General features: G+C 38.9%; 13 protein-coding genes (1 of these 13 running past the window's edge). 9 read left to right on the forward strand and 4 right to left on the reverse strand.

Going from position 1 to position 15,575, the window contains the following annotated elements:
* The first annotated feature begins 98 nt into the window (after nucleotides 1-98).
* The 9 genes from mmsA to AC2TFD_RS03565 all read left to right on the forward strand — a co-directional run bounded on the left by mmsA (nucleotide 99) and on the right by AC2TFD_RS03565 (nucleotide 11,085).
* A complete protein-coding gene (gene mmsA / locus AC2TFD_RS03525; RefSeq protein WP_335516676.1) occupies nucleotides 99-1,628 on the forward strand; it encodes a multiple monosaccharide ABC transporter ATP-binding protein in 1,530 nt (509 codons plus the stop codon).
* A 4-nt stretch (nucleotides 1,629-1,632) separates the two neighbouring features.
* Nucleotides 1,633-2,796 (forward strand): multiple monosaccharide ABC transporter permease, encoded by a 1,164-nt coding sequence (gene mmsB / locus AC2TFD_RS03530; protein ID WP_335516675.1) that lies wholly within the window; start codon nucleotides 1,633-1,635, stop codon nucleotides 2,794-2,796.
* Between the two features lie 144 nt (nucleotides 2,797-2,940).
* Nucleotides 2,941-3,321, forward strand: a complete 381-nt coding sequence (locus AC2TFD_RS03535) for a GntR family transcriptional regulator (RefSeq protein WP_335516673.1) — start codon at nucleotides 2,941-2,943, stop codon at nucleotides 3,319-3,321.
* Nucleotides 3,318-4,214, forward strand: a complete 897-nt coding sequence (locus AC2TFD_RS03540) for an ABC transporter ATP-binding protein (protein ID WP_484674986.1) — start codon at nucleotides 3,318-3,320, stop codon at nucleotides 4,212-4,214. The genes AC2TFD_RS03535 and AC2TFD_RS03540 overlap by 4 nt, the downstream gene beginning before the upstream one ends.
* Nucleotides 4,201-4,938 (forward strand): hypothetical protein, encoded by a 738-nt coding sequence (locus tag AC2TFD_RS03545; protein ID WP_484674987.1) that lies wholly within the window; start codon nucleotides 4,201-4,203, stop codon nucleotides 4,936-4,938. Before AC2TFD_RS03540 ends, AC2TFD_RS03545 begins: the two co-directional genes overlap by 14 nt.
* A complete protein-coding gene (locus tag AC2TFD_RS03550) occupies nucleotides 4,939-5,634 on the forward strand; it encodes a hypothetical protein (protein ID WP_335516664.1) in 696 nt (231 codons plus the stop codon). It begins immediately after the preceding gene.
* Between the two features lie 129 nt (nucleotides 5,635-5,763).
* Complete coding sequence (locus AC2TFD_RS03555) at nucleotides 5,764-8,988, forward strand: DEAD/DEAH box helicase (RefSeq protein ID WP_484674988.1); 3,225 nt, start codon at nucleotides 5,764-5,766, stop codon at nucleotides 8,986-8,988.
* A gap of 236 nt (nucleotides 8,989-9,224) precedes the next feature.
* Nucleotides 9,225-10,406 (forward strand): ROK family transcriptional regulator, encoded by a 1,182-nt coding sequence (locus AC2TFD_RS03560; RefSeq protein WP_335516659.1) that lies wholly within the window; start codon nucleotides 9,225-9,227, stop codon nucleotides 10,404-10,406.
* A gap of 121 nt (nucleotides 10,407-10,527) precedes the next feature.
* Nucleotides 10,528-11,085, forward strand: coding sequence for a cysteine hydrolase family protein (locus tag AC2TFD_RS03565; RefSeq protein ID WP_335516656.1), 558 nt, complete (start codon nucleotides 10,528-10,530; stop codon nucleotides 11,083-11,085).
* A gap of 68 nt (nucleotides 11,086-11,153) precedes the next feature.
* Here AC2TFD_RS03565 and AC2TFD_RS03570 read toward each other — a convergent pair whose 3' ends face one another.
* The 4 genes in view from AC2TFD_RS03570 to AC2TFD_RS03585 are tightly spaced (at most 2 nt apart) and all read right to left on the reverse strand, a layout consistent with a single transcriptional unit that may run on beyond the window.
* Nucleotides 11,154-12,197: an aldose epimerase family protein gene (locus AC2TFD_RS03570; RefSeq protein WP_484674989.1), complete on the reverse strand. Its 1,044-nt coding sequence runs from the start codon at nucleotides 12,195-12,197 to the stop codon at nucleotides 11,154-11,156.
* Nucleotides 12,194-13,687: a UDP-glucose--hexose-1-phosphate uridylyltransferase gene (gene galT, locus AC2TFD_RS03575; protein ID WP_484674990.1), complete on the reverse strand. Its 1,494-nt coding sequence runs from the start codon at nucleotides 13,685-13,687 to the stop codon at nucleotides 12,194-12,196. The genes AC2TFD_RS03570 and galT overlap by 4 nt, the downstream gene beginning before the upstream one ends.
* A gap of 2 nt (nucleotides 13,688-13,689) precedes the next feature.
* Complete coding sequence (gene galE / locus AC2TFD_RS03580; protein WP_484674991.1) at nucleotides 13,690-14,685, reverse strand: UDP-glucose 4-epimerase GalE; 996 nt, start codon at nucleotides 14,683-14,685, stop codon at nucleotides 13,690-13,692.
* Between the two features lie 2 nt (nucleotides 14,686-14,687).
* Nucleotides 14,688-15,575: the 3' portion of a galactokinase gene (locus tag AC2TFD_RS03585; protein WP_484674992.1), read on the reverse strand. The gene runs 294 nt beyond the window's last position; only the last 888 of its 1,182 coding nucleotides appear in the window; its start codon lies off the right edge, out of view — the gene reads right to left on this strand; it ends in the stop codon at nucleotides 14,688-14,690.

A 15,575-nucleotide genomic window follows, 5' to 3' on the forward strand; every position in this document is an offset into this window, starting at 1 on the left:
CGGGAATAGTTATTTTCCGCTTGTGAATCTAGTTGCAAGCTCTTTTCTTTTCAAGAAAAGAGCCCTCATTTATTACATTATGAAAGTGTGGTGTTAGAATGTCGGAGATTATATTAGAAATGAAGAGTATAACAAAAGAGTTTCCGGGCGTTAAAGCACTTGAGAATGTTAATTTGCAAGTGAAAAAAGGGGAAATTCATGCACTAATGGGCGAAAATGGTGCAGGAAAATCAACTTTAATGAAGGTATTAAGTGGAGTATACCCGATTGGAACGTATAGTGGGGATATTCTTTTTGAAGAAAAGATTTGCGAGTTTAAGGATATCAAGCAAAGTGAAGATTTAGGAATTGTTATTATTCATCAAGAATTAGCATTAATACCGGATTTATCAATAGCAGAGAATATTTTTCTAGGTAATGAACAGGCAAAAAAAGGTATTATCAATTGGAACGAAACGACTCTTAAAACAAAAGAACTATTAGCAAAAGTAGGTTTGTCTGAAAACCCTCACACAAAAATAACCGATATTGGTGTTGGTAAGCAGCAATTAGTAGAAATTGCAAAAGCACTATCTAAACGAGTAAAATTACTAATTTTGGATGAACCGACTGCGGCATTAAACGAAAATGATAGTGAGAATCTCTTGAATTTATTACTAGAATTAAAAAAGCAGGGAATTACAGCTATCATTATTTCACATAAATTGAATGAAATTTTAAAAGTAGCGGATTCAATTACAATCCTTCGTGACGGACAAACAATTGAAACGTTAGATGTTCATGGTGAAAACATTACAGAAGAACGTGTCATTAAAGGTATGGTTGGGCGTGACTTAACCAATCGTTATCCAAAAAGAGAGCCTAAAATTGGAGACGTTATTTTTGAAGTGAAAAACTGGAATGTTTATCATCCTTTGCATAGTGAGCGCAAAGTGCTGGATGATATTAATTTTAAAATTAAAAAAGGTGAGATCGTTGGAATCGCTGGTTTAATGGGTGCCGGAAGAACAGAACTTGCCATGAGCCTTTTTGGTAAAACATATGGGCAGAAGATTAGCGGGAACATCTACTTGAATGGTGCGGAAGTTCAGTTTAAAAGTGTCGACCAGGCGATAAAAAAAGGGCTGGCCTATGTATCGGAAGACCGAAAAGGAAACGGTTTAATTTTAATGGATGATATTAGAAAAAATATCTCACTTCCAAGTTTGTTTTCTATCTCTAAAAATAATGTCATTAACGAAAATCAAGAAATTATTGAAACGGAAAAATTTCGTCAAAAATTAAATATCAAAACACCGAGCATTTGGCAATCTGCTGGGAACCTAAGTGGGGGGAACCAACAAAAAGTTGTATTAAGTAAGTGGATTTTTTCTAATCCTGAAATCTTAATTTTAGACGAACCTACCCGTGGAATTGATGTTGGAGCCAAGTTTGATATCTATACCATCATTAATCAATTAGCAAATGAAGGCAAAGGTGTTTTAGTGATTTCTTCTGAGCTTCCGGAAATTTTAGGGATTTGTGATCGAATCTATGTAATGAGTGAAGGCAGAATCACTGGAGAAGTAGACAGAAAAGATGCCACTCAAGAAAATCTTATGAAATATATGACGAAGACGAGGGGGTAAAAAAATGCAAACGCTAGTAAGCATGGCGAAGAAAAATTTAAGATCATCAAGTATGATTATTGCATTAGTTTTTATTATGCTGCTCTTTCAAATCTTAACGGAGGGCATACTTTTAAAGCCTTTAAATATAACAAACTTAATTCTACAAAACAGTTACATTTTAGTGTTAGCAATTGGTATGGTATTAGTCATTATTACAGGTCATATTGATCTTTCTGTAGGATCGATTGCAGCCTTTGTCGGGGCCATAGCTGGAATATTAATTGTTACCTATCATGTCTCAACACCCCTTGCTATCATTATTTCATTATTAATTGGAGCGGTCATCGGAGCTTGGCAGGGATTTTGGATTGCTTATGTTAAAATACCAGCCTTTATTGTTACTCTCGCTGGGATGTTATTGTTCAGAGGTTTAACAATGGTTGTCTTGCAGGGACAATCGATTGCACCATTTCCAAAGTCATTTCAAGGTATGAGTTCAGGCTTTATTCCGGATTTATTTGGAGGAGGAGAAACCCATCTTTTAACCATTGTGATTGGTGTCCTATTATCGGTTATTTTAATTTTTACAGAATTGAAGAATAGAAGAACTCAAATGAAATATCAATTTGATGTTTCTCCAACAAGTGTATTTGTTGCAAAACTAGCAGTTTTGGTAGCTATTCTTCTGGTATTTTCATATGTGCTTGCGACTTATAATGGTATCCCCAATATTTTAATTATCTTAGCAGTATTAATTCTTGTTTATACATTCGTTATGAGAAAGACCATTATTGGCCGCCATATTTATGCAATTGGCGGAAACGAAAAAGCAGCGCTGCTTTCAGGTGTAAAGACCAAGAGAGTTACATTCTGGGTATTCGTTAATATGGGTGTACTATCAGCGTTATCGGGGTTAATCTTTGCTGCACGTCTGAATGCTGCAACTCCGAAGGCGGGTAACCTATTTGAATTAGATGCCATTGCAGCATGTTTCATTGGAGGCGCCTCCGCGTATGGCGGTATCGGTACTGTTCCCGGTGCGATTATCGGTGGTCTTGTAATGGGTGTTATGAACAATGGTATGTCCTTAATTGGCTTAGGTATCGACTGGCAGCAAGCCATTAAAGGACTTGTTTTACTAGCGGCTGTTGCGTTTGATATTTATAACAAAAATAAGGCAGCTTAATAGAACGGAAGACAGTTTGCAGCTGTCTTCTTTTTTTTGTTTATTAATAACTGGGAAAATATTCAATATTTGTTGTTTCCCGACGGAAATAGTGATATAGTACATTACAACAGTAATGTACTATATCAGAAAGGAGGAATTGGGTTGATTCTTAATATGGACGGAACAAAACCGATCTATCTGCAAATTTCAGAGTGGCTGGAGAGAGAGATTCTGAACGGAAATTTTGAAAGTGATCAAAAAATTTACTCCCAGTATCAGCTTGCAGAAATGTTTACGATTAATCCCGCTACGGCAGCCAAGGGATTAACGCTGCTGGTCGAGGAGAACATTTTATATAAAAAACGTGGACTTGGAATGTTTGTGGCAAGTAATGCGAAAGAAATCATCACGAATAAACGAAAGGATCAAACCCTAAAGCGATTAGTCGTTGAAATAGTAATGGAAGCGGAACGGTTAGATGTAAGCAAAGAGGAATTGATCCAAATGATTCGCAATGTAAAAACAGGGGAGGCGGGGAAATGAACGTCGTTAATTGCAGAGGACTGACCAAGGTTTATAAGGGAACAAAAGCACTTGATCATCTTTCATTTACCATAGAGGAAAATAAGATTACCGGTTTAATAGGACGAAATGGTGCGGGGAAAACAACGCTTCTAAAAATCATTGCCGGCTTTATGAGAGAAACAGCAGGAGAAGTGGAGGTTTTTTCCGAAAAGCCGTTTAACAATCTCTTTGTTTCTGCCAATGTTATTTATATAAATGATCAAATGAATTTTCCAACCGCATTAACGTTAAAAGAAATATTAAATGTGGCAGCAACCTTTTATGAAAATTGGGACCACGAGCTTGCTATTCGTCTTTTTGACTACTTTTCCTTTCATCCAGCCCAACAGTATAACGACCTTTCAAAGGGGATGAAAAGCACGTTTAATATGATCGTAGGTTTGTCTGCGCGATGTGCCTTAACCATGTTTGATGAGGCGACAACCGGGATGGACGCAGCAGTAAGAAAGGATTTTTATCGGGCTTTGTTAAAAGATTACCTTGCTTATCCCCGAACCATTTTACTCTCTAGCCATCACTTAAATGAGATTGAGGATTTAGTAGAAGACATCTTGCTGTTAAAAGATGGGAAAGAATATCTTCATATGCCAATGGCAGATTTAAAAGGCTGGGCGATTGGCGTACAGGGATTGACTGCGCATGTGAAAGAATGGATACAGGATAGAGAGGTCATCCATTTAAAAACCATCGGTCCAGATCGTATGTATGCAGTGGTCAGGAATGATTTTACTGAGTATGAAAAGCTTCAGTCACAAGACGCAGGGCTTACCTTTATGCCGGTTTCTTCAAGTGATGTATGTGTGTATGTAACAAGTAAAACGAAAGGGGGAATCGATGATGTCTTTATCTAAGATTAGTATGTTTGATATTGTTAAAAAGCAATATATCTATAAGCTTCGGGCATATATTCAGGTGTTTATGTCCCTGGTCTTTATTCAGATGTTAGGAATACTTTTCTCCTTTAACGGTGTTGGGATGTCAGGAGGAGGCAGTAATACGCTTGGAGTGAATGTCCATTTTTATTCTGCAGATATAGTGATTGCTTTCACGATTGTTTGGGCGATTATTTCTGCTATTCTTATCACTACTCAGGCATACAGAAATGATGATTTTGTATTTATTACAAATAGAATAAGCAGTAATTTTTCTAATATGTTGTTCTTGTTAACTGCGAGTATCATTGGTGGCATAACGGCCATCATGTCCACTTATGTAATGAAAGTATTGATGTATGTATTGGAGCGAGCTGAATATCTATCGAGTCCCATTGCTGCATCTGAAATGATTATTGGTTTTGGTGCTACCATTCTCTATGTTTTACTTGGTACTGCAATCGGTTATTTTATTGGAACCCTTGTCCAGCTTAATAGGGTATTTGTTGTTTTGGTACCGGGTGTATTCATTGGAATGATTGTGCTTGGAGCGGGAAGTATGGATGGGGGATTTTTTCAAGATATGATTAAATTTATTTTTATGGAGTCATCCTTCGCTTTATTTTTTATAAAAATAGTAATTTTGGTTACTCTGCTTTTTTCTAGCTCGATGCTGCTATCGAATCGATTGGAGGTGAGGTAGATGGTTTCTATTATACCTCTATTAATCATCTTAATTATCATAATTGCCATAGTAAGAATGTCGAAGAGCAGCGGTAGGAATAATTACTTCTTTGGTAAGCCAATTCGCTGGCTTTTTGGTGGATATTTAGCCATCCTGGTCATCTGTGCTGGCTTAAGTCCCTTGCTGCCGGAGGACGAAAAAATTGACAAAGCCATTGATGTAAATAATCTAGACCGTGCGGGTATCGAGTTATACGAGACAGCACTTGCGGGGAATATTGATAAGGTGGATAGTAACTATATCAAAAAGACATGGAATCTGGAGTATCAAAATCAACAACTTGCAATAATTGCTCCAAATGAAGAATATATCGAAACGTCGATCATTGTAAAAAGAAAAACAGTGAATGATGGCGGAATTGATGCGGTCTACTTAAAATCGGAGTCCAGTGTTAATGGCATGGACATCTCGGATTTAGAAAAACCACTTCAAATCAAAATTGAGAAAAATGAGATGAGAATACAGAATCCAGAGAGATTAGAACTAAAATTCACCCAATTCCAACAACCATTCGTAATTAACCAATTTACAGGAAAAAGCACCTTCAGCCATTCAAATAACATCTACGAAGGAACCAGCGTCCTTTACCTAAAAGTTCCCAAAGACCTAAAAATCAACGCAGCAACCGAACTTAATGTACAATATGTGGAGTAAGGAAATATAGCGGCGAAAAATAATAGTGAAAAAATATTGGTGACAGGCACCGTCGGTGTACAACTGTACGCCTGGGGTGGACAGTCACTTTTTATTGATTAATATATCCCTTGGAGAGGAGCGGGACATTTGAATACTACTATCACTCATAAACAGATTAAAGAAATGTGCGGAACTGTCTCCTTTAAACGAGGGGATTCTTTTTATAGAGCGGGAAAGGTTTCTTTTGATTATTATAGTCCTATTCGTTGTGTGGCAAGTGTCAAGGGAACGGAAGATTTTTATGTCACTGTAAATATAGAAGAGACTGGAACCCTTCGGACGTCATGCAACTGTCCAACACTCATGTCGGTGAAAACAGAATGTCAGCATATCGCGGCGGTATTACTGGCGCTTTATGAACATCAACAGCAAGGCACAACGCCAGTCGTGACGACTGGAAGTCAAATGGATTCAGCAGCCAAACAAGAGCTGACCAAAGGACTGCTCACCATTTTTACCGACCAGCCTAAACGTTCAAGCGGTCATCAGCTTCATTTTGAGAATAGAAAAGTACTTGGAGCAGCGTTTTTATGTAAACCAGTGGAAATCCGAAAAGGCATTGAATTACTTGGAATTCAAATGGAGATTGACCATGTAAAAGTCAATAATATTCGAGAGTTCCTTGTTGGGATAAAAGAAGGGCATTCTAGTATTCTTGCTGACACTTTCACCTTCGATCCAAATCAGCATTGTTTTCAAACAGAAACAAATGATGTGATTATGCAGCTTGGCACCGTGCTACAAGATGAAAAAGCTTATGTCAGTACAATGCCAGAAACTTTAAAGAATCCTTCTGCATTCGACCAGCTGCTTATTCCACCATCTTCCTGGGAGCAGCTGCTTCCATTATTGGTAAAAGCACCTGCAGTAAACGTTCAATATGAAGGGGAAACATATACAGGTCTTGACCTAACAGAAAAATTACTTCCATTAAAGTTTGTCTTTTCATCATTTGGAACCAAAGGGTATCATCTGAGAATCAAAGGGTTGAACCATTTACTTGTCTTGGAAGCCTACAGCTTTGTTCTATATAAGGGTAAATTCATTCGAATGGAAGAAAGTGACTGCCAACGATTGGCAGATCTAAAAAGGATGTTAGACGAGTCAAAAATCAATCAAATCGAAATACCCCATGACCAAATGGATTATTTTTTAGAAAAAGTGGTCCCTGGTTTAAAAAAGCTAGGTGAGGTGGAACTGCCTTATAACGTAACTGACAGATATAAGAAGACGCCTTTGATTGCCAAGCTTTACTTGGATCGTGTTAAAAATCGGCTGTTAGCTGGTTTAGAGTTTCATTATGAAAATATCGTGATAAACCCATTGGATAACCCAAGGGAGCAGAAAAAGGGCCCCATACTAATCAGGGATCTGGAAAAGGAAAATCAAATCCTGGCACTGATGGAGGAGAGCGCGTTTGCGCATACAGACAGCGGTTATTATTTACATAACGAGGAGCTGGAGTATGATTTTTTGTATCATGTGGTGCCCAAACTGCAAAAGCTGGTACAAATTTATGCGACCACGTCTGTACGAAACAGGATTTTTAGAGAAAATACTATTCCGAAGATACGGGTAAAGGTAAAAAAAGAGCGGACCAATTGGCTCGAATTCAAATTTGAAATGGATGGAATCCCGGAGAAACAGATAAAAGAGGTTTTGGCCGCGCTTGAGGAAAAACGCAAATATTACCGGCTCCGGAATGGTTCCCTTCTTTCATTGGAAACAAGAGAGTTTGAGGAAATCAACCGGTTTCTACAGGCAGTTCCCGTTCAGGCTGAGGATTTAGAAGCAGGTTTGAACATGCCCATTGTTCGCGGAATGAAGCTGATTGACTCTGTTGAAGACAATGATACGTTTACTTTAGAGGAGTCGTTCCGTCAGTTTCTAGAAACAATAGGTAATCCGGGGAGGATGGAGTTTGAGGTCCCTGAATTGTTAGCACCGGTTTTGAGAGACTATCAAGTTCATGGTTATAAATGGATGAAAACACTTGCCAGCTATGGATTTGGTGGAATTCTAGCAGATGATATGGGGCTTGGGAAAACCGTGCAAAGTATTGCCTTTATTCTTTCGGAGTTGCAAATCATCCGAAAAAGAAAGCTTCCGATTCTCATTGTCTGTCCATCTTCACTGACCTATAACTGGCTTAGTGAAATAAAGAAATTTGCTCCTGTTTTACGAGCTGTCATTGTCGATGGAAGTAGAGAAGAGAGGCAGGTAAAACAGAAGGGGAAGGGAGTGGCAGACGTCGTCATTACCTCTTATCCATTACTGCGAAAGGATATTGCTTGGTTCGAGAAACAAACTTACCACACCGTGTTTTTTGACGAAGCACAGGCATTTAAAAACCCGATTACACAAACGGCAAGAGCGGTGAAGAGAATCAAGGCCGATCACCGATTTGCTCTTACAGGAACACCAGTAGAGAATTCGCTGGAAGAGCTGTGGTCTATTTTTCATGTTGTATTTCCGGAACTTTTTCAAGGACTTAAGGAATACAGTCATTTAACACGGAAGAAGATTGCAAGAAGGGTCCGGCCATTTTTACTGCGTAGGTTGAAGGAAGATGTGCTTCTAGAACTCCCAGAAAAAATTGAATCGATCGATTTAGTCGAACTACTGCCAGAACAGAAGAAGCTGTATGCAGCTTATTTAGCAAAACTACGGCATGACACCCTAAAACATCTAGATAAAGACACTCTTCGAAAAAATAAAATTAAAATCCTAGCAGGTTTAACAAGGCTGCGGCAAATCTGCTGTCACCCGTCATTGTTCATTGATGGCTATAAGGGAAGTTCGGCAAAATTTGATCAGCTGCTGCAGATTATTGAAGAATCAAGGCAAGCGGGCAGAAGGGTTTTGATTTTTTCGCAGTTTACGAAAATGCTGGAGCTGATTGGAAGGGAAATGGCTGTTCAGGGGCTGCAATTTTTCTATCTTGATGGACAAACCCCATCAGAAGAACGTTTAGAACTTACCAATCGATTTAATGCTGGCGAACGGAACCTTTTCCTCATATCTCTGAAAGCAGGAGGGACAGGTCTCAATCTAACAGGTGCAGACACTGTCATCCTTTATGATCTTTGGTGGAACCCAGCAGTTGAAGAACAAGCAGCGGATCGAGCGCACCGAATGGGTCAAACCAATATTGTGCAAGTGATCAAAATGGTTACCCGAGGGACAATCGAAGAAAAAATGAATGAGCTGCAGGAGAAAAAGAGAGAATTAATAGAGGAAATTATTGATCCGAGCGAGAAAGGGAATTCTACCTTAACGGAGGAGGATATTCGGGAGATTTTGATGATCTAAGGGTGCGAACTGTTGAACTGTACGGTTATATGTAAAAGCTGTACGGATTTATTCAAGAGACTATGTTGAGTAACGGACAATCCATTAGTATTATAAGATAGGCTGCCAAACTTGAAAGTTCGCAGCCTATTTTTTTCGTTTATCGAGTCTCTTTTAGTCGATCTGACTATATTAATTAAATTAACTAACTATGTTATACTTTACAGATAAGTAACTGTTAAATGGGGGATTCTTATATGCAGCAGCGTGGCACTTTTCAATTAATGAAATCCGTTAATAAATCAATTATTTTAAATAAGATTCGTATCTCAGAACCAATATCCAGGGCACAAATCGCCAAAGAAACGAGCCTAACTCCCCCGACCGTCAGTACGATTGTAAAGGAACTGATTGAAGAGGGTCTGGTACGAGAGAGTACACTGGGGCATTCAAGCGGCGGGCGGAAGCCTACGATGTTACATATCAATCACAGTTCACTTTACGTCATTGGGATTGATGCCGGGCCAGAAACGATCAAAGGTGTTCTAACGGATTTATCAGGTGAAATTTTGCAGCGAACCTCCAGTCCTATTAACAATCCAATCACGAATGAGCGGTTTCTGTCGGTTTTAAAAGAGAATATATATTCCATTTTAAAATCAACAGAAATCAGTCATGATCAAATTATTGGCATTGGTATTGCCATGCACGGCGTTGTGGATGTTGAAACCGGAACTTCTCTGGTTGCCCCAATATTAAACTTAAGAAATATTCCCATCAAAGAGGCATTGGAGGAGGAATTTAATCTAACGATTAAGGTTGAAAATGACGCCCGGGCGATGGCGCTTGGTGAATCATGGTTTGGCGGTCATGGTGAAACGGAAAGTATGGTTGCTGTCAATATAGGCCGTGGTGTCGGTGCCGGAGTTGTCATGAACGGAAAATTGTATCATGGTGCTCAGGGAATTGCAGGAGAATTTGGTCATATGACGATTGATATGAACGGCAGTACTTGTGAGTGTGGAAATCGTGGTTGTTTTCAAACCTTCGTAAGTGGAGCGGCGATTGCTGAAAGGGCAGAAAGACAGGGAAATGAGAGCAAGGGAATCCTGACAGGAAAAGAAGTATTTGAATTGGCACAAAAGGGTAATCCCTTATACAGAGCCCTTCTTCATGATACCGGTACGATTATCGGTGTCGGATTAACAAACTTAATTCACTTACTAAATCCGCAAAAAATAGTTTTAGGCGGAGGGGTTATGAAGAGTGAGGAATTCATTATGCCTGCCATTCTTGAAACCATTCAGCAAAGAGTCTTGACTTCAGAGGCAAGAAATACGGAAGTTACTGTCACGCAGCTTGGTGATGATGCCACATTGCTAGGTGCGGTGTCCCTGCTGTTGGTAGAGTTATTTAACCCTATAAAAGAAATAGGCTGATCCCTTTTTCGTCAGGGGGGTGTGTTTAGATGAGAAAATATGGTATTAGTAAACTCTGGCGAAAATATATATAGAAATTGGTTGATGTGCTAACAGGTAACTGTTAAAGGAGGAGAAATATTTGGAACAAACATTATTAATCATTGATGCTCAACAGGACTTAATGGAAGGTAATAATGAAGAACAAGGAGTTTTTGAAAAAGAAAAAATCATCAATAACATTAACACAGTAATTGAAAAGGCGATAAATAATAGTATCCCCATTGTTTTTATAAGGGATCTAGATGTTGCGAATGGTAAGGGACCTGGATTTCAGATACATAAAGATATTAGAGTACCACCCACTGCTACCATATTTGATAAAGCTGCCACAAATTCGTTTTATGGCACTCCATTACTCGAACATTTAAATACAAACAATGTAGAACATCTTGTAATAATGGGATGTAAGACAGAACATTGTATTGATACAGCTATTAGAACAGCAACAATCAATCATTTTGATGTAACATTAGTTGGAGATGGACATTCTACCTCAGACTCGAAAACTTTATCGGCAGAACAAATAGTTCTTCATCACAATGCAACTCTTCACGGTCATTATAATGTAGATAATTTTTCAGTTGTTAGAAATACAGATGAAGATTTATTTATCCCTATTCACAATAAATACCGTTAAAATATTTATTAAGGTTTCGGTATCCCTAATAAAGAACCTCGCCAATTACTATGGCGAGGTTTGCCTTTTTATTTTTCGTCTTCTATTAGAAAGGTAAAAATAGTTTGTTTGTTATAATCTTCTCCTGCATTTAGAATCACCGTCGGAAATCCTTCGTGATGCAAGGAGGCAGGTGATGCTTGAGTTTCGAAACAAACGCCTAGGTGTTTACGGGAGGATCCTTCTGCTAATTTCAGACCTTCCTCCATAGTGTTTGATGTATACATGACCATTCCAGGTTCATTTGTATTCACGAGCATGACGCGGCCGCTATCAGGGTCTAGCAGGTTTGCTTGATGTTCCTGGGCATTGTCAAAAATAAAATAATGATCATACCCGCTTCCGGCGACTTTATTTTGCTCGAAGTCATTGTTAAACCCTTCTTCAAGTGCACGTCCGCTGCGGAAATCAAATGATGTCTCAGAAACATTTAGCATCTTACCAGTGGGAATAAGGTTTGAATCCAGCTCAACGAACTTGCTGCTATCAATCGTTACTTGATGATTGTGAACCGTATTTTTTAAATTGCCGCTTAGATTAAAATAAGAATGGTTTGTCAGTGTAAGCGGGGTAGTTTGATCACTTTTTGCTGCATAATCAAGGATGAGTTGATTTTGGTTATTTAGCGTATAAGTGACCTTTATTTCTACATTTCCAGGATATCCACTGTCCAAATCAACGCTTCTATGGCTAAGAGTTAATCCAACTTCTTCATCAGATTCAAAGGTGCTTGCTTCCCAAACTAGTTGATGAAGCCCGCGAGGACCGCCATGCAAATGGTTTTCTCCATCATTTGCAGCTAATTTATACGTTTCTCCATTCAGATTAAAGGAGGCACCTTGAATTCTGCCTGCAACCCGGCCAATAATAGCACCAAAATAATTCGGATTTGCTTGATAATCTTCATAATTACGATAACCCAGAACAACATTTTCAATGTTTCCATCGCGATCGGGAACCATGATTTTGGTAATAATTCCTCCGAGGTCTAGTACACTAACACTCATGCCGACGTCATTGGTTAACGTGTATTCTATCCATTTTTCGTGAATCTCTTTTTTTTCTATTCTCATTTGACTTCCACCCGTTTGTTTAATGTGTTAATAAATCGATTAAATGCTTCCTGTTCCTTTAATACCCCTGCATCCTGCAGTACCCTTACAAATTTCTTTCCTAGTTCTTCGCGTAAAATAGTTTCCGCTTGTTCTGAATCAGAAAGTGTGCCATATGCTGCTTTTATTTGGTCTGCCCATTCCTGATGATACTCTGCAACATGAACGGATTCGCCTAATAGAAAACTTTTAATTTCAGCAAGTTCATCTAATAGTCTTGGCGGGAGAACTGCAAGCCCCATAACCTCAATTAACCCGATGTTTTCTTTCTTAATATGATGTACGTCCGCATGGGGATGAAAAATCCCAAGTGGATGTTCATCTGTTGTCCGATTGTTTCTAAGTACTAGGTCCAATTCAAAGCTGCCATTTCGTTTCCTGGCAATCGGTGTAACTGTATTATGCGGGGTTTCTCCCGTATAGGCAATAACATCTGCTTGTTCATCAGAATAGCCTTTCCAAGTTTGCAATATATTATCACCAGCCTCGAGCAGGGAGGCTTTGTTTTTGCTCCTTAAACGGATAACAGACATCGGCCAGTTTAAAACGGCTGCATGGATTTCTGGATAGTTTTTTAACTCAAAAGTAAAGGCATCCTCTGCCCGCGTCATGCCGAATTCGTAGCAGCCGCCTTGATAATGGTCATGACTTAAAATAGAACCTCCAACAATAGGTAAATCCGCATTTGAACCAATGAAGTAATGAGGGAATTTATCTGCGAATTCAAGTAATCTCTCAAACGCACTTCTATCAATCTTCATATCACGATGTTCTTCAGAAAAAACAATACAGTGCTCATTATAATAAACATATGGGGAGTACTGCAAAAACCAGCTTTGCCCTGAAAGTGGTATATGGATAATCCTATGATTGGCACGTGCAGGATGACCGGTACGCCCTGAGTAGCCTTCGTTTTCTTTACATAACAGGCATTTTGGATAATGAGCAGTTTGTTTCATTTCACGTTCGCGTTTTATTTGCTCCGGGTCTTTTTCCGGCTTGGAAAGATTAATGGTAATATCCATGACACCGTAAGCAGTGTCTACCTTATAAGAGATGTTTTTGGCAATCCGATTTATTTGAATGTAATTATTGTTTTTACTTAGGTTGTAAAAATAATCCGTTGCTGCTTGAGGTGAGTCCTGATACTTTTGGTTAAATACAGCATTCACAACAGAAGGTCTAGGGACAAAGCAGTTTATAATGTTGGCTGCGAGAATTTCCTTATCATCAAAGATGTTCTCTATGACACCTTGTTCAACAGCATAAATAGTAATTTTTTCAATGAGGTTTGGGATGGTATCCTCACTTGATACTACTTCCTTATCAGGAAAAGCCTCAAGCTTTAGCAAGCTCATTACCTGGTTTCGAACATAAATCTGATCAGCAGCTTCAATTAATTCCACTTCCAACGCTTTCTGAATAAGTCCATTTAATAGTTGGTAAATCATGTTCACCCTTCCTTCCCATATCCTTCTGGATGTGCGGAATGCCAATTCCAAGCGTCACTGATAATCTTAGTAATGGAAGTACGTGTTGGATTCCAGCCTAATATTTGTTTTGCCTTATCAGAGGAAGCAATTAATATGCTTGGGTCGCCTGCTCTGCGTTCACCAATTACACTAGGAATTTCCTTGCCTGTAACATCTATTGCAGTATCAATCATTTCTTTAACGGAGAAACCTTGATTGCTTCCAAGGTTGAAAACATCACTGCTATTGCCTTCATTCAAATATTTTAAAGCGAGCAGATGAGCATTGATTAGGTCTTCTACATGAACATAATCACGAATACACGTTCCATCACCTGTATCATAATCTTCACCAAAAATCATGATATGTGGACGCTGTCCTAATGCTGTTTGCAAGATAATCGGAATGAGATGTGATTCAGGACGGTGGTCTTCGCCGATTTCCCCTGTTTCTCTCGCTCCAGCCACATTAAAATATCTTAGTGAAACATATTTTATACCGTGCGCCTGCTCGGTCCACTTGATCAGCTTTTCCATTGCAAGCTTTGTTTCACCGTACGTACTGGTTGGATTTGTCGCCATTGATTCTGTTATCGGAACAGCTTCTGGTTCTCCATAGGTGGCTGCTGTAGAAGAGAAAACAATTTTTTTGACACCGAATTCCACCATAGCTTTTAGTAAAACCTGTGTACCGTACACATTGTTATCATAATATTTAAGCGGGTTTTCCATGGATTCACCGACAAGTGAATTGGCTCCAAAATGAATGACGGCATCAATGGATTCTTTTTGAAAAACGGAGCGAAGGAAATCAATATTACGCATGTCTCCTTCATAAAAAGCTGCCTTTGGATGGACTGCCCCTTTGTGACCAGTTTCAAGATTATCTATTACCACAACCTCCTCTCCTTGGTCGATTAATTGATAGACAGCATGTGAACCGATATAACCTGCTCCTCCTAAAACGAGTACACTCATCTTTACCACTCCTCAGAGATTTCTTTTGCGCCATCACCAATGGCTGCGGTGTAGAACGTTGCCTCATAGCCAACTTTTTCGCGATATATATTGTTAATATCTTTCTTAAAATTATCTATTTGGTCCTCCGCAACAACAGCAATCGCACAGCCTCCAAATCCTGCTCCTGTCATACGAGCTCCTAAGACACCTTCATGTTCCCAAGCTGCCTGTACAAGGGTATCAAGTTCAAGGCCCGTCACTTCATAATCATCCTTTAAGGACAGGTGAGATTCATTCATTAATTTGCCAAATCCCTTGAGATCACCTTGTTGAAGTTTTTCTAATGCTTCTAGAGTCCGTGCATTTTCGTAAACTGCATGCTTTGCACGTTTTTTATTTATTTCAGTACGAATTAGGTGCTTATTTTCGTCGAATTGTGATGGTGTTAATTCTCCTAAACTAGTAATTGCTAGTTTCGACTGTAGGTCACTAAGCGCTTGTTCACATTGGGAACGCCGTTCATTATACTTCGAACCGGCTAAAGTACGCTGTTTATTTGTATTCATAATCATAATCACATAATTGTCCAATACGATGGGTGCATACTTGTATTCTAAGGTCTGACAGTTTAGAAGAAGAGCATGATCTTTTTTTCCCATCCCAATAGCAAATTGGTCCATAATCCCGCTGTTTACACCGATGTATTCATTTTCAACCTTTTGTCCGATTTGAATCATAGGAATACGATTTAGTTTTAGATCAAAAAGTCCATTTAACAAAACACCTGTTGCCAGTTCAATGGATGCGGAGGAGGAGAGACCTGCACCATTTGGGATATTTCCATAAAACAAAACATCTGCACCTTGTTGAATATCATATCCAGCTTCTTTTATATAGAGGATCATACC

Source organism: Neobacillus sp. plas4, assembly GCF_057221695.1.